10 protein-coding genes and 2 riboswitches are annotated in these 15,857 nt (G+C 51.6%); of the genes, 2 read left to right on the forward strand and 8 right to left on the reverse strand.

Going from position 1 to position 15,857, the window contains the following annotated elements:
- Positions 1–28: 28 nt before the first annotated feature.
- The 5 genes from B0G52_RS07115 to B0G52_RS07135 are packed head-to-tail and all read right to left on the reverse strand — an operon-like array spanning position 29 to position 7,613.
- Complete coding sequence (locus B0G52_RS07115; RefSeq protein WP_094042823.1) at positions 29–1,141, reverse strand: glycosyl hydrolase family 18 protein; 1,113 nt, start codon at positions 1,139–1,141, stop codon at positions 29–31.
- A 28-nt stretch (positions 1,142–1,169) separates the two neighbouring features.
- On the reverse strand, positions 1,170–2,906 hold the full coding sequence (locus B0G52_RS07120) for a polysaccharide deacetylase family protein (protein WP_094042824.1): 1,737 nt from the start codon (positions 2,904–2,906) through the stop codon (positions 1,170–1,172).
- 38 nt (positions 2,907–2,944) lie between these two features.
- Positions 2,945–4,813 (reverse strand): glycosyltransferase family 2 protein, encoded by a 1,869-nt coding sequence (locus B0G52_RS07125; protein ID WP_233162440.1) that lies wholly within the window; start codon positions 4,811–4,813, stop codon positions 2,945–2,947.
- Positions 4,814–4,843: 30 nt separating this feature from the next.
- A complete protein-coding gene (locus B0G52_RS07130) occupies positions 4,844–6,163 on the reverse strand; it encodes a nucleotide sugar dehydrogenase (RefSeq protein ID WP_094042888.1) in 1,320 nt (439 codons plus the stop codon).
- 22 nt (positions 6,164–6,185) lie between these two features.
- Positions 6,186–7,613 (reverse strand): polysaccharide deacetylase family protein, encoded by a 1,428-nt coding sequence (locus B0G52_RS07135; RefSeq protein WP_369827021.1) that lies wholly within the window; start codon positions 7,611–7,613, stop codon positions 6,186–6,188.
- Between the two features lie 262 nt (positions 7,614–7,875).
- Between B0G52_RS07135 and B0G52_RS07140 the strand changes: the two genes are divergently transcribed.
- Positions 7,876–8,568, forward strand: coding sequence for a class D sortase (locus B0G52_RS07140; RefSeq protein ID WP_094042827.1), 693 nt, complete (start codon positions 7,876–7,878; stop codon positions 8,566–8,568).
- Positions 8,569–8,655: 87 nt separating this feature from the next.
- On the opposite strand, the gene B0G52_RS07145 is transcribed toward B0G52_RS07140, so the two are convergent.
- Positions 8,656–9,471 carry a transglutaminase-like domain-containing protein gene (locus B0G52_RS07145; RefSeq protein ID WP_094042828.1) on the reverse strand — a complete coding sequence of 272 codons (816 nt, stop codon included), beginning with the start codon at positions 9,469–9,471 and terminating at the stop codon, positions 8,656–8,658.
- A gap of 14 nt (positions 9,472–9,485) precedes the next feature.
- A riboswitch (cyclic di-GMP riboswitch) is annotated at positions 9,486–9,571 on the reverse strand.
- A 34-nt stretch (positions 9,572–9,605) separates the two neighbouring features.
- Positions 9,606–9,693, reverse strand: a riboswitch (cyclic di-GMP riboswitch).
- Between the two features lie 96 nt (positions 9,694–9,789).
- Positions 9,790–14,328: a SpaA isopeptide-forming pilin-related protein gene (locus B0G52_RS07150; protein ID WP_094042829.1), complete on the reverse strand. Its 4,539-nt coding sequence runs from the start codon at positions 14,326–14,328 to the stop codon at positions 9,790–9,792.
- A 236-nt stretch (positions 14,329–14,564) separates the two neighbouring features.
- Here B0G52_RS07150 and B0G52_RS07155 point away from each other — a divergent pair, with 236 nt between their 5' ends.
- Positions 14,565–14,948 (forward strand): hypothetical protein, encoded by a 384-nt coding sequence (locus B0G52_RS07155; RefSeq protein WP_094042830.1) that lies wholly within the window; start codon positions 14,565–14,567, stop codon positions 14,946–14,948.
- Positions 14,949–15,009: 61 nt separating this feature from the next.
- Here B0G52_RS07155 and B0G52_RS07160 read toward each other — a convergent pair whose 3' ends face one another.
- On the reverse strand, positions 15,010–15,834 hold the full coding sequence (locus B0G52_RS07160; protein WP_094042831.1) for a purine-nucleoside phosphorylase: 825 nt from the start codon (positions 15,832–15,834) through the stop codon (positions 15,010–15,012).
- Positions 15,835–15,857: the final 23 nt, after the last annotated feature.

Below are 15,857 nucleotides of genomic sequence, written 5' to 3' on the forward strand. Positions count from 1 at the left end.
GAGTTACTCTTCTTGGCGGACGTCTATTTTATTCGATTAGATTGGAACCGGAGCTTCGAAGCTGCTCGAGAGACTCCGCTCCAAGCTCGTCGAGTCTCCACACGGCGATATTATAAATACCTTTGGACTTGGCGGCTTGAATCCATTGGGACAACGTCGCCCCGTCGGCATACCAGACTTTATGCTTGGCGCCGCCCGAATCCGTATACTCGAAGTTCAGCGCGCCGCTAGCCTTATCCCGTACGGGAGCAGCCGCTGCGCTGCGCGCAAGCTCAGCCGCCTGCCGCTCGGTAATTCCGGTTGCCTTGCCCGTTCCTCCGTGCCAATCGAAGCCTCCCGACGACAACGCGATATAAGACTTGGCCGATACGTCTTTCATCTGCGCGGCCAGCTTGCGCACGAACGCATCGTCAGCCTTCGGTCCCGGCCCGCTATGACTGCCGTACAAGTTATACGCCATCATGACGTATACCGGGCCTTCGGGCAGGTCCAGCCGCTCTAACGGCGCGCGCGGCTCGAACACGACTCTGAGCTCTTTGCCTTTCGCGCTCATCCGGGCATGCAGCTCGCGAATCAACTGCACGAAGTTAGGCCAGTCCCGATCCCCTATTCTCTCGTAATCAAGCTCCGCGCCGGATAACCCGTACGTCTCGAGGACAGCAATGATTTCGTTAATATGCCGGTTGCGGCTCGAATAATCTTTAACCAGTCTCGAGACTAAGTCGGCGTCCTTCTGCACGTCGCTTCCGCTCTCATACTTGATGTCGTTTACCAGGGTCAAAAAAAGCCTGTCCATGCCGTTGCGTTCAGCTTCCTGCTTGATCTTGGGCAGCGCCTCTCGGAATTCTTCCGTGAACAGCAGCCGATCGGATTCGTCGAAATAGGCGGCAAACACTTGCAGGCTGGTCAATCCACCCGCGACGCCCCCCAATTGCTCCATGCCGGCTTCCCAACGCCAATCCGCCAGCCAAGCAGATCTCTCCGTTTTATATTCCGTTATTTGGGGCTTGGTTGCCGCTCCGAACACGTCTTGTTTAAAACAATAGAGCAGACCAGCGGAGAGAGCGAACAGCCCTGCGAATACATAGAGGACGACGGTGCGATTGCGGCGATTGCGTTTGCGCGAACGAGTCCTGTTCAAGTATCGCACTCCTTTCTGTATCGGCCGATCAGAACGTCTCAATCATCCAATCGACGGTTGTATGAAAATATCTTTCTATTTTCCCGACCCATTTTTTTATTCCGGTATCTTTATTGCTGTATAAACCCTTGATCTGAACATCGTCGAAAACGCCGTCGTAAATGTCGTCCCGTTCGTTCTGTACGTTGTATTCCGATTCGAGCGCAACTGCCCCCGACGATATTCCATCGTCTACTTGGGCGTCCAGCGTTCTGACTTCTCCATCTACCGTCACGCGAAGCTCGCTGCCGTGCAACGATACGACAAGTTTCCTCTTGCCTGCGATATTGACCGGGTACTGAGTCTCTTCCGTCAAGTCGATCTCGGATGTCTGAGCCTTCGAATAGATAGTCGCCTTGTTGAGGGCTAGTTCCGTTTCCTTCCAATCGATCTCGTCCAGTTCCGATTGTACCAGCTTCTCGATCTCTTGTCCGGCTTTCTTCTGCTCAATCGTCAGAACATTATTATCCAACGATATCCGGACGAACGAATCCCGCTCCCTGTCGTACCTGACATAGATCGACTGCCGACCGACGACGTTGCCCGCCAAAGTCGCCTCAAGCTCCAGATCTCGATAATCTCGGCTGCCGTTAAGCACAAGAGTTCCGGGCGAAGACGGCTCCGAGGTCAAAGCAATGCGATTGTCGATAAACTCGGCGGCTCCGCTTACCAGCGTCCAATCTTTCGCGCGTTCCGCATCTCCGGTCAGAAACTTCATCTCCTGACCGGTATCCTTGCTTATTTTCATAAGCAGATGGTTGGTATACCAATAAGAAGCCGGCTGCACACGCGTCAAATTGTACGGTTCGTCGTCCTTCCCGTTAAAGGAAACGCCCTCTCGGTTAAAATGCATCTTAAAAATCCGCTGGATTTCGGCATTGTTGGCATCCGTTACGAGACGGTTCATCCCTGCTCCCAACGCGTTCGCATGCATGATCATATATACGTTCGGAACGAAGCCTAGCTGATCTGTATAGATCTCTTCCATCAACCGATAGTCTTCAGAGATCCGCGCTTCCATCTCGCTTCGCGTCTCGATCGGAATCATGTCGACGTCTCTCAAGAAATCCATCAGATAATGGTTGTAATAATCGATTTTCATTTTATTCCGCAGTTCGTTCTCGTCTTTCACGCCGATGAAGTTTCCTTCGCTGTCGAAAATGTTGATGTAGGTTAGCCGGTACCCGTTGCTGCCAAGCTCCCAGTAACCGTTCTTGATCATTTTCTTCATATCCTTCGGCTGAAGGAACTTGCGATCTCCGTTGCCCATCTTGTTCGCATACGAAAGGAATGTCGCCTTGAAATTATACTTCTCAAGCAGCGGCTGGGCGAACAGCGAGGAATCGTTGCGCCCGTCCTCGAAGGACAAAAACAGCGCCTTGTCCGGAAGCTTCTTGCCCTCCCGGTAATAGTCGAGCACGTCCTGTTGAGATATAGCGATAAAACCCTGATCCTTAAGCGCCTTAAGATGCTTGTTCAGTTCCTCCTTCGAGATCAGCTTCGGCGTTCCTGAACGGCTGACTCCGAAGTAGGATAGAGCGACAAAACCTTTATCCGAAGTCCATTCGCTGCGATCCGGCTCCGCGAACTTCTCGACGTCGACAAGCGCGTGAAACAGAATATAACCAACAACGATCAGCACCGCAAGCTGAATCACGGTCTTGATCCATTTGCTCCGATCTTTTTTCCGAATGTCGAGGAAGGGATCGCGATACTTATTCCTCATCTTTGCTTCTCCTTACTGAAACGGAATGTCTCTTCTGGTTAGAACGGCAGTCCGGGTTTCCGCATGTTTCTTTTTTGCTTGCGGGCCTCCTTCTTGTTCCTGGCCTCGATATCCTGGGGAGTTTCTCTCGTTCCCCACGTCGACTTCCAGAATGTGACCCAAGCTACCGGCATCTGCCAGAGCAGCACGAATTCATAGAACAAGCAAAACACGATTCCGAAAATCCACAGCTTGCTCTTACGGAAGAACAGATGCGCCAAACTCATAAACATCGCCATCATCAGCAATCCCATAAGAAATGTCCCCGGGAACACGCGATGGAATAATGGAACATAGATCAAGTTGTACACAACGATCACAGGAGCGGCAATCGGCACGATCAGACCTACGAGGAAGAAAAGCGCCATGAACGGTTCCTTGCGCCAAATAAACGCACATGCGCGAAGAGACTCCCTCAGCCACGAACGTTTCCACCTCATCTGCTGCTTCAAAAATACTCCCATGTCGGAAGGAACGACCGTCGAGCAGATGGCCTTGTCCTGGTAGGTTGTACGATGAGTCCGCAAAATGAAGTTGGTCATGCTTCGGTCGTCGCCGAACGTGGCCGGCTGTCCGAGAAACTTCTGGTTCAACCATGCATCGGAATGCTTCATCACCAGTTCCTTGCGGTAGCAAGACAGCGGACCGGACAGACAGGTCACGCTATCGAACCAGGACTCGGCCGCTTTCATGATCCGGAAAGCGATGTAGTACCGGACGGTCTGAAGCTTGGTAATAGAGTTGGTAAATTTATTTTCTACATCCGTTCTCCCGGCCACGCCACCAACCTTCCGATCTTGGAAAGGTTGAACGAGATGCCGAATCGCGGTCGGCTCAAGAAAGCTGTCGGAATCTACGAAAACGACCAGATTATGCTTCGCCATCTCAACGCCTTTGACTAGCGCTACCCGCTTGCCCCCGTTCTCTTCAAGCAGGAGCATCTTCACTCTGTCTCTAGTCCCGAAGCGTTCGGCTTCGTTGTGGATCAACTCGATCGTATCGCGAATACGCTGTGGCGAATTGTCGGTCGAACGATCGTCCACCACGATGACCTCCAGCTTGTGGGCCGGATAGTCCTGATTCACGCAGCTCAGAATGGTGCGATGGATCCACTGCTCTTCGTTAAAGCAAGGGATAATGATCGTAACGCCAGGCGTGTAGGAGGGGTTGATGGGAACGTCCCGATACAGCGAACCGAACAAGTATCTGGACAGCAGGAAAGCGGCGGCAATGATACTGTACGTGTAAAGCAGCGAGTTGTATTTGAAATAGATCAAGCTTTCCGCGCGCATGAGCATAACGAACAAAGCCGTACAGAGTAGAAGGCTGCTGGCCATATAGACGGAATATCCCCAGCGTTTCTTCTGAAAATACTCGGTCAACGGTTTGTCGAATTCGAAAGCGACCATCGTCCGCTCTTGTCCATCCTGCTCCCTGACGAACGTTCTTACGGCTGTCGCCTGCGTGTTGACGTTCGATTCAAAACCTTCCGGCATCGCTCCGGGAGGAATGCGGAAGCGAATGTTGACGCTGCTTCCCACTTTGATTCTATCCTCGGGCAAGTCGACCGCAACCAAAATCCCCGTTGAAGAAATATCTACGGAAATCCCCTTGATGCCCCTATTTTTCCGCTTTCTGGCCGGAACGATCAGCACTTCGAATTCCGCAACATAACGAAGGCTGAGCATGCGCAGCTTCTCGTGAATGTTCCCCTCCGTCGCCGCTCCGCCCTCTTCGACTTTGAGACCTCTGCGATCGGTCGATACGCGGAGTTTATCGGGGTCCGGCACGTAAGCTAACGTCCGCCTGTCCCCTTTTGGTACGGTCAATATTTCTTCGACGTTTTTCTTCGGTTTCTTTTTAAACACTTTTGCCGTCTCCAATCCGCGAGACTAATGCTACAGACTCCAATAATGGAATCCGTTTCTCTCAAAATCCGCTTTGTCGAACGCTCCTTTAATGTCGATCATTACTTTCGGTTTGTTCCCGTCCGACGCGAACATAGCTTTGAAATCGCCTGCGGTCATCGAGGCCAGGCCGCTATGCGGCACGGCAACGACCACAACGTCTAGCTGCTGTAAATCTCCCAAGTCGGACAGTTCAATCCCGTATTCCTCATACACCTGATGCCGATCGACTACCGGGTCCGCTATGAGCGGCGCTACTCCGTAATCTTGCAGTTCACGAATAACATCGATCACTTTCGTATTGCGAATGTCTGAACAATCTTCCTTATATGCAAATCCTATAAACCCGATTCGGGCACTGGAGACATCGACCTTCAACCTCGCCAGCGTCTTGACGATGCTCTGGGCAATGAAGCTTCCCATTCCTTCGTTGATATGTCGGCCGGCAAGAATAATGCGGGAACGATAACCCGTGTCTTCAGCTTTGTAAGTCAAATAATAAGGATCGATGCCGATGCAGTGTCCTCCGACCAACCCCGGCTTAAAAGGCATAAAGTTCCACTTGGTCGCGGCTGCCTCCAGCACGGCTTTAGTCGGAATGTCCATTTGCTTAAACAGCATTGCCAGTTCGTTCATGAAGGCAATATTAATATCGCGCTGCGCATTTTCTATCACTTTGGCGGCTTCCGCCACTTTAATGCTCTCAGCTCGATACACCCCGGCTTCGATGATAAGCCCGTACACTTGGGCAATCGTCTCGAGCGTCTCCTCGTCCATTCCCGATACGATTTTCACGATATTTTCCAAGCGATGAACCTTATCCCCCGGGTTGATTCGCTCGGGTGAATAGCCGACTTTGAAATCCTCCCCGCAGCGCAGACCGGATTCCGCCTCCAGAATCGGAACGCATACCTCTTCGGTTACCCCTGGATATACAGTGGATTCGAAGACGACGATCGCTCCCTTACTAAGCCTCTGCCCGACAATCCGGCTAGCATTCTCGACGTAAGTCAAGTCGGGAATGTTGCCGCTGCGAATCGGCGTCGGTACGGACACGATATAGAACCGCACGTCGTCAAGCTTTGAAGTATCCGAGGTAAACGACACCTCGCTGTTTCTGACCGCCGCGTTGCCAACATCGCCAGTCGCGTCTATTCCGTTCCGGTATCCTTCAATCTTTTTCTCGTTTACGTCGAATCCGATCACATTCACTTTTTTCGCAAAAGCGAGAGCAAGCGGCAAACCAACATAGCCCAGTCCGATTACCGCAATGGGTTCGAGCCTTTCCAATAGTCTTTCATATATCCCCATGAAGTTCTCTCCCATACTCCTTCTACTCCTGCAACCCGATTAAATCCGCCATTTTGACAAAGGTGAAGCCCGATTTCTGCAGACGTTCGATAGCGACGGGAAGCGCCTCGACCGTGTGAATGTCGTCAAGCATATGAAGCAGAATGACGCTTCCGTTCTCCGTTTTCTCCATAATCTTGTTCACGATATCTTCCGCGCTATTCCTTATATCCCAATCGAATGTCGTTACGTCGTAGAGAGCGATCTCCGGATAACCGATAGCGGAGACGATTTTCGCGCTCTTGTCGTCAATCTCTCCGGTAGGAGGACGGAACAGCATCGTCGGTTTCTGCTGGATCGCTTCCGTAATCACTTGGTGGGCTTTGACGACATCCTCCTGCAATTGCTCGGGCGTCAGCGTCGTGATGACCGGATGAGTATACGTATGGTTGGCGACGTCATGCCCTTCCTCTACCATCGCCCTTGCCAGGTTCGGATTGGCTTCCGTGCCTTTCGCCCGCAAGAAAAACGTCGCTTTAACATCGTACTGGGCCAAAATGTCCAATATTTTAGTAACCGTATAATCGGTTCCCCAATCGTCGAAGGTCAGAGCGATTTTTTTCTCGTCCGTGACTACGTCGTATATCAAATTATATTTTGCGTCCTCGTAATTCGGATTAATCCGAACCGCGTCATAGCCCTCGATTTGCTCAAGCGGTTTTCGTTCCCCGCCGTGCTCGATCATCCGTCCCAGCGGTATGAAGTCGTAGCCGACCTCCTTCGCGGCATGCGCCACGATCGCTATGTCCTCTACGAGATCCGTATTTTCTTCCGTGTCTATAGAGATAATCCCGCCTCGGGTAATGTACTTCCTGATGTACAGGTCTCTCTGCTCGCCGCTCTCTTTTTGCCAGTTATGCAGAAATAAGCTGTAGACGACAACGGATTCCATTCCGTTGTGGGCCGCTGCCAATCTGACATCGTCGGTATAATCGCCCGATCGCGTACGGACATAACGCGGAGCAATCCCCGTCTCTCTCTCGATAATCTCGTTGCTGAGACGGATTTCCTTATACACCTGCTCGTAACTGAGCTTGGACATATCCAGACGATTCAAAGTATTACTTTCTACTTCATGTCCTCTGGCAACGATCAACTTGGCAATATCCGGTTCCTCGGCCACGCGTATCCCCGGCAGAAAAAAGGTCGCTTTGATTCCGTACTTGTCCAGCTCATCCAGCAGCTTTCCCATCGTAACGCCATCGCTCATCCCGTTGAACGTAAGGGACAGCTCCTTTTTCGCCGTGTACACGTAAGGCACAACCTTGCTCATCGGCCCGTTATACCGCTCAATCGGCGGCGTTGCGGATGCAGATTTTCCCTCGTTCCGTCCGCCGCCGAATATCCCGCAACCTGCCAGCAGAGAGACGGTTATCGCAATCAGCAATGCTTTCGCAGGTAATCCGCTCACTTTACGTTCTGCATATTTCTCCATATAACCAAACCTTTCATAGAACAGCTTCCACGCATAGATCAAAATACCCAGTTTTAGGGATAAAGAACTACTTTTCTGTCTTTTGCTATTCTATCATGTTTGACTGAACATTTTCTAAACTTTTTCAGCTTTTTGATTAAGAACAATTCAAACTCGTTGTACAGTTTTTGTTCAGACCAATAGTTTATTATTTCATGGTTGAAAGAATCATGTATAGATAAAGGAAGTTGGTAAATCTATGAAACCGCAGGGAAAGCTGTCCGTCAAAATCGCTTCCTATGCTTTGATAGCCGCAGGGCTGATTCTGCTGGTCTTTCCTTTCGTTCGCGAACACGTCCACGACCGGGAACAGCAAAAGCTTTTGAACGAGCTTGAGCAGTCTCTATCGCCCGTCGATCCGGCCAGCTCCTACTCTCTTCAATCGGAATACGTCCGGCTCTCCGAACTCCTCGACGCCGGTCTCGAACGGGCGGGGACGGAAGCGTCCCCTATCGCCGCTTCCGAGCAATCGCAGGAGCCTATGGACGACAAAACGATCGCCATCATTCAGATCGACAAGATCGATCTGAAGCTGCCGATTCTCGAAGGAGCAACTGCGAAAAACATGAAGGTCGGAGCCGCCCATATGACGGAGACGGCGCCGCTTGGCGAGATCGGCAACGCGGCCGTGGCCGCCCATCGGGCTCGTACGAAGGGCCGGATGTTCAATCGTCTTGACGAGATGGAGATCGGCGACAGGATCGACGTCCGAATGAGAAACAGCAGCGTCTCCTACCGGGTAACGGACATTAAAGTCGTCCTTCCAACCGATCTATCCGTGCTGAAGAGCGATGGAGACAAAGCCGTTCTTACTTTGATCACCTGTGATCCGTTGGTGAATCCGACTCACCGGCTTATCGTTCATGCCGAGAAAATCGAGGATCAGGGATGAAATCCCGCCTTTCGCGCAAGCTGTTATAGCTGTAAATACGAAAAACGGCCAGAATCGTGAATAGATTCTGGCCGTTTCGATATCCGATTAATAGTATTTGACTGCCGAATAATCGCTTGCCTTCTTGCCGAACGCCACCTTCTTATCGCCCTTGCTTAATCCCGCGTCCACAGTCGTGTCCACGATGACCCATTTTCCGTTCAAGTATACCTCGTTCCAAGCATGGTACTCGTCGACCAAGTTCGTCGTGCCCATCGCCAGCTTGGCCGGAATACCTGCGCTTCTCAGCATGGCCGCATAGAGCGTAGCGTAGCCGTAGCAGATCGCCTTGCCCGAAGCCAAAGTGCCGTCAATGTCGGGAACGTAATCCGAAGTCACCTTGCGGGCCAACTCTTTATCATAGCTTACGTTGCGAATAATATATTCGTAGATTGCTTTCGCCTTCTGTTCGTCGGTCGCAGCGCCCGCCGTCAACTCCTTGGCCTTGGCCAGCGCCTTGTCGGCGTCCTGCCATGCGATGCCTTGCGTGGAGTTCAAGAAAACGTCTGACGTCTTCGTTACGGTTACGTTGACCTTCTCCGCCAGATTCACACGATACTTATTCCCGGTGACATGCTCGAGCACCGCGATCTCATATTGCCCGTTCCCCATCTGCAACGGCAGCCATACTGTCTGCCCGTCGGTTGATGCCTTCAACGTATAAGTATAGCTGGAACTGCCCTTCGATATTTTCGCCTTCATGTCCACTGTCGTCTTGTTCGCCAGGCGAATGCCGATCACGCCTTTGTCCAGTCCGGACGTATCCAGCGCAGCTTTGCCCGCTCCCGTGCTTGCCGATGCAATAGCCGGAATCGAAGCGAAGAGAACAAGAAGCGCCAACAACAATCTAGCTGATTTAAGCATAGTCCTAAACTCCTTTCGGTAGCTGGCTGCCATTCCTCGCAGAAGAGAAGGCCCTCTAGCTTTGCGTCGCTGCCTTTCGGCAGGTTTGCCTTTATCGTGAAGCTTGTCCGAATAAAACAAAAAAAGCCTAGTCCTTCGGTAGCTGGCTGTCATCCTTCCGACGGAAGGGAAGACCCTCTAGCTTTGCGTCGCTGTCTTTCGACAGGTTTGCCGTTATCGAGCTTGCTTTTATAGGTAAATTATAGCGGTTTCTCGTCGAAAAAGCAAGGAAAAACCTGCCGGAAAACCGGCAGGTTTAGTAGATATTATCTCTATTATCTATTTTTTCTTTATAAGGGAGATTCTATTGCGATTCAGGAACAGCACACCAGCGACAATGAGCGCCAAGCCTGCAAGCTGAAGCGGCAGTGGGCTGTTTTCCCCGGTTTTCGGCAATGTTTTGCCCGGAGTTTGGCCTCCGGCGTCTACCCCGCCGCGCGGAACGTCGTCCACGTCGATCTCGACGAGAATTTCCTGTTCATTGCCTTCCGGATCGGTCACGATGATGGTGAAGGAGTCTTTGCCTTTATAGTCTTTGTCAGGCGTATACTTCCATTTGCCATCCGGCGTGATCGTCACCGTACCATGCTCCGGCTCTTCTCCGATTCTGACTTTGCCGCCTTCGGGAACTTCCGTTTTTCCTTCCACCGGCTTGTCATTCGTCGTTTTCTCTTCTACCTTCTCTCCCGGCTTGCTCGGCTCAGGAGTCTCGGAAGGTTCCGGCGTCTCCGACGGCTCCGGATCTATCGTTGGTTCAGGCTCGGTAGGTTTCGGCTCTTCTGTAGGCTTAGGCGTCTCCGACGGTCCCGGATCAGGCGTCCAACCTCCGCCCGAGCTTGGGATTCTCTGATTTGTTTTTTCTACGAGAACGGTAGCCGTTTGAGTCGTCGTAATCTCGAATTCTACCGGATCGGTGTTCAGATAATAGTCGTAAGGCGCCTTGACTTCGATTAACCGATATTTATTAGGATCGAGATTATCCAAGAACAATTCCCCGTTGACGTCAGTCGTCAGCAGAGCCGGAGCGATTCCCGTAACGCGTTCATAGATTTCATTGCCTTGAAGATCGAAGCTTCCCGTAAAGCGCCACAGATCGAACACCGCTCCACTAAGCAACAAGGATTTGCTCGCATTGAACTTCGTCAGTTTGACCGAGCGAATGTGTTCCTTGTTTTCGATGATAATCGAAGTATTCGACTGATGGATGGATACGTTCGTATTCGGATGTTCGATGACGAATCCGTCCGCTTTCGTTTCCACCAGCGTATACAAGCCGTAAGGCAAGTTTGTAAACTCGACAACTCCGTTCACGTCCGTCGTCTTCGTAGCCACAAGGACGTTATCGTCGTTCCACAATTCGAATTCTACGCCTTCAAGCTTCAGATTATCCGGATCCTTGGCATTCACTTTCGTGACGGTCAACGCTCCGCCCGCTCCTCTTACGTTAGGATGAGCAAGCTGAACGATTTGAGTCTGATTGGCGACAATCGTAATTGGAATCGGCGTCGGATCGAGCGTGTAGAACAACGGCGCTTCTGTCTCGATCAGCGTGTAGCTGCCCGCGGGAAGATTGCCTTTGCCTAGTCTTCCATCCGTTCCCGAAACCAAGTTGTCGTCAATGACCGTGTTGCTCGAATCCCTCAATTCGAACTTGGCTCCCGAGAGCTTCTCACCCGTAACCGAGTCTTCCTTCACAAGCTCGAAGCCTTGGCGAATGACCTCGTTAACGATCTGGATCGGTTCGGACGGACCTTTGAAATGAATGGTTTGTCCGCTAGGCGTGCCGTATGCCGGATCTACGAGATAACCGCTTGGAGCCGATACTTCCTTCAGAATGTACGGAATTCCGGACGTCCCGTTGAAGCGGTACTTCCGAAGCGTTTCGACTTCTCCGTTCACACTCGTCGTCAGTTCCTCCAGCAATTGGGTGCCGGCGGCGTTCCAGAGCTCGAATTCGACGCCCGCGAGCGGTTTGTTCTCGTCGTCGACTTTAACAATTTTCAGTTTCCCGATGTCTGTAGCCGCTCCGCCGCCCGCGTCGGCAAGCTTCACGACAAAGCCTTCCTGATTGTCTTCTTTAACCGCCACCGATTGCCCCATATAATGCGCGTCATTGCCGATCCGGTCATTGTGATCCGCATTGATATACGACTCGTACTCGACGATGTACGCGGTATCCAGAGCCTCATGGAATGTAACGGTGAACGTGTTTTCCGTCACGGCCACGGCATACTTCGAAGTTTCCAGAGGATCGCCCTTCGGAATGTTGCCCGAGTTGTCCGTCGGAAGATTCGTCTTGTACACCTTGATCGTATCGCCGAACAGAATTTGATTATCGGTCAAGGTGTCTTCGAGCACGGAATTCGCCGCGATGTAGGATTGGCTCGGATTCACGATGACCGTCCAAATCGCTTTATCGGTCTGTCCGACTTGTCTGCCGGACTTGTGCAGATAGTCACCGCCGTGTTTCGGCGTTACCGTCGCCGACCGGTTAAAGATAATCGGCCCCGTATCGCTGTCCTGAAGCGTCGCTTGGTTCGAGTAGGTGCCCGTTACCGGATACTGACCGCCAACGCTCGTCTCGTACTGAACACGATAGGCTTGTTTGCCGATAGGGCCAAGGTTCAGCACGAAGCCTTTGCCGTCGCCGTTAAGGGAAAATTGATCGGGCAACAGCGTTTCAGCCGTTGGACTGACGGTATACGTATTGTTAGCCGTGTTCAGGTTCAGTTTGAAAACCTTAAGCGATCCCGCGACGAATTCCAAGTTCGCTTGAGGCGAATTCGCCTGGAAGTTATCTTTGATTATCGCTTCTTGGATATCGAAGAGATTGTAGTTAACGTCGATCGTCCAACGAATCGTTTTGTCTTTGGCGTTATAGGCACCTGTCTTATTTCCATTATTTACAGTGTTCTCTTGGGCTGTGACTTGTGCGGTTTTCGTAATCGGAGTTTGCGGCGTCACTTGACCCGGTTCGCTCCAATCGATCTTGGCCGTATTCAGGTACTGATTGTCGTCAGGCATGCCCGCCGTAGGATCGAAACTCGTCGTGAATGTGAATTCGTAACGATCGGTAATCGTCACGCCCGGCTTAAGCCGGATAATGAAGCCTTTCTTGTAATCACCAGGATTGTCGGCTACGGCAACAACCGGGTTCTCCTCGACCAGCTCGAACTCGGCGCTGTCGGCAATGTCAACAACGGCATCAGAGTTTTTCTTCACCTTGACCGTTTGGGCATCCAACTCCATATGGCGGTTCAGATACGTATCCAAGATGACAATGTCGGTCATCGGTTTCTTGTCATGGTTAACGACAAGTCTCCATTGGATTTTCTTTTGATTGAAATCCTCTTGGGCTACGGATTTGGCGAAAATAACTTCCTGATAGCTTGCAGTGCCTTCCTTGAACATATTGTCGTAGATGGTTACCTTGTTTTTGACCGTCTTGTTCGTAGCGGGATAGACACGCTGTTCGGCCTTGGTTTTGTAGACGATGTCGTACGCCTTATCTACATCACCGTTAAACTGTAACCGGAAGCCGCCCTTGTAATCGGTGCCTACGGAAGTCACCGTATAAAGACTCGAATCGATCGGCGTAGCGCTGGGAGTGCCGTTGCCGTTGCTGTCGATCGTCACCTCGTAAACTTTAAGATCGGTATGAACGACGCTCTGCTGAATTCCGTTGGCCGGATCGAACTCGTCCAGGATGACCGCATCGACCTGTGCAATCGTCTGCTGGTTGTAGTTGTATTCGATTTTCCATGTGATCGTTTGGTTCGCGGAATCGTAGCCGTTATTGACGGCTCTCTTGTTCAAAGGTTCGTTAAAACGAATCGTCACCGTCTTGGTATCCGTTTTCGTCGTGATATCGTTTCCCGTCAACTCCACCAAATTGGTAAACGATCTGGTGAACGGCGCGACGATCGGAGCTTCGACACTCGTCTTGTACTCGACCTGGTAAGCCTTGTCAGTAGTTCCCAGATTGATCGGGAATGCGGCAAACGTTTGCGGCGTCCCCGGGTTCACTTTGACGATTGAACCGTCCGGTTGGACTTTAAGCTCGTAAACCTCGATATCGCCCAGAAGGGTCAAGCCGCTTGTCGAGCCTCCCAGCGTATCGTTGAGCGTGGCGTTCGTAATCGTGTTTTTCTGCTGATTGAACTCTACAACCCAGTCGATAACGTCGGAATTGAATCCGCCTTTGTTGGCAGTACCGGTCTTTACCAATTTGTCCTCAGTGGTATTGGCGAACGTCACCGGTATGGTGGCTTGTCCGACTGCGCTGAAGTCAATATTGTATTCGAGGCCGTCATTTAGCTGCCCCTCATCAAATTTCAGCCAGACGTAGAAGCTGCCTTCATAGCCTTGACCGCCATTAATACTCTCGCCGCTATTGCCGAAAGTAAATGTAACCGTGCGGTCCGTATTCACGACAAAGGTACCCACATTGCCGGACAACGTTCCAGGGATCGGACTGGGAACCGTAAAAATGCTAGGCAGCGAAAAAGTGTAGGTTGCTCCGTCGCTGTAGGAATGACCCATCGGTAATTCCCAATCCAAAATGATGGCAACGCTATTGTTGACATCGTGCTCCACGCTCTGAATCGGATTACCCTGCGGAATTGCCATTCCGTCTTCGCCAATCAAAGGAACTTGATCGTAAACTTGGGCACTCTCGATCAGATTGCCCGAGATGACTTCCCCCGCCGCATGCGAAGATGGAGCCACGAACAACTGCGTCGCCAACTGAAGAACCAAAGCGAGCGCAACGAAGATCGCCAGCTTCTGCTTGGCTTGTCGAGCTCTTGCTTTGCTCACTCTTACTCTGCTAACTCTCACAAAATCCTTCCTCTCTATAATAAGTGTTGCAATTGCATCCGGACTCCTCTGTCGCTCAAAATGACTCGGTCTCCCCCGGTTTTCCGCATGCAAAAAAAGCGCATAGCTGAATATTAGCAATGTCGCCTGAACAACTTCTGAAAAAGTTCTCGAATCTTGACATCCGAACACATGTTTGCTAATATTAGTAAATCAATTGCGAGAGGGGTCTACTAATGTCCGAAGAACGTCTGGCTAGGCTCGAGGATATGATGGGGCAGCTAATCGGCATGGTGGGGAAGGTTCTGAGCGAACAGCATGAGATGCGCAAGGATATGGCTGAGATGAAGCTGGAGCTCACCGGTACAAAACAAGAGGTGAGCGGATTACAGCAAGAGATGAACGGTGTAAAGAAGGAAGTTAGTGGACTGAAGCAAGAAATACGCGAAGTGAAGCAAGAAGTACACGAAGTGAAGCAAGAGATGACTAGAGTGAACGACCGTCTAGAAAGAATAGAAACCGGGCACTCTCACTTCAACGACTCCATCCTCTATCTCATGGACAAGTCGACCCAGCACGACCACGATATCCACGTACTCAAGAGGCATATTCTTAAATAATCCCTTCACATAACGAAGGAGCCGCCCCCCGAGGGGCGGGCTCCTTTTTGGTTTGCCGTTATTACATTTTCGGAAGGACCGACAGAACGAGCGATAAGAACTGTTCCTTCACCCGCTCGGTCGTCTCCATAACCTCTTCGTGCGAGAGCGGCTGATCCAGGATGCCCGCCGCCGCGTTGCTGATGCACGAAATGCCGAGCACTTCGATGCCGGAATGCCGGGCGACGATCACTTCGGATACGGTGGACATGCCCACGGCGTCTGCTCCTAGCGTACGCAGCATGCGGATCTCGGCCGGCGTCTCGTAGTTCGGGCCGAGCAATCCGACGTATACGCCCTCTTTAAGTTCGAAGCCAAGCTCCTTGGCCGTCTCTTGAGCGATGCCGCGCAGTCTTCTGCTGTACGCTTCGGACATGTCCGGGAACCGGACGCCGAGCGCGTTGTCGTTCGGACCGATCAACGGATTTTTGCCCGTCAAGTTAATGTGGTCGGAGATGAGCATCAAATTGCCCGCCGCGAAATCCAGATTGATGCCCCCGGCCGCGTTCGTCACGAGCAGCTTCTGCACGCCCAGCGCCTTCATGACCCGGACGGGCAACGCCGTACGCTCCGGCTCGTAGCCTTCGTACATATGGAATCGACCGCGCATCAGCATGACGTTGCAGCCCTGCAGCTTGCCGATCAGCAATTCTCCCGCATGGCCTTCTACCGTCGAGACCGGGAAATGAGGAATATCCTCGTACGGAATCGTAACCGCATCTTCCAACTCGTCCCCAAGAACCCCTAAACCTGAGCCGAGAATCAAGCCAATTTCCGGGCGCACGTCCGTCGTTCTGCGGATGAACGCCGCCGCTTCTTCGATCATCGTTTTCGTTATCGCTTGCATAGCATTAACCTCTCCTCTATATC

Source organism: Cohnella sp. SGD-V74 (assembly GCF_003001675.1).
GTDB lineage: Bacteria > Bacillota > Bacilli > Paenibacillales > Paenibacillaceae > Cohnella.